Here is a 239-nt window from a genome sequence, read left to right as displayed (position 1 = left end):
TGCAGCAACAACTTGCTAAGATGCAGGAAGAGAAAGAGCAAAGACAACAGATGCCATTGCCTGAAACGAACCCCAAAGCAGAAAGTCGCAAGAGTCTCCACGAGAGAGAAGAGGAACTATTAAGGCAAATTGGCTTAAGAAAAATCATCCGATTTGATAATCTAGAAGATACGAGTCATTTATCCTCATGCCTTGCAACCTTTTCTGAGAAATTTGAAAAGGGACCGATCTGTGTGAGT

1 protein-coding gene is annotated in these 239 nt (G+C 41.8%); it reads left to right on the top strand.

All coding sequences use genetic code 11. From position 1 onward, the window contains the following. Nucleotides 1-239: hypothetical protein (locus tag BU804_RS00855; RefSeq protein WP_158024976.1), on the top strand; the 239-nt coding region annotated here is incomplete at both ends.

This window comes from Candidatus Protochlamydia sp. W-9 (genome assembly GCF_001950615.1).
Taxonomy (GTDB): domain Bacteria; phylum Chlamydiota; class Chlamydiia; order Chlamydiales; family Parachlamydiaceae; genus Protochlamydia; species Protochlamydia amoebophila.
Note: the sequence above shows the minus strand (reverse complement) of the source record. Positions and strands in the feature narration are given on the sequence as shown.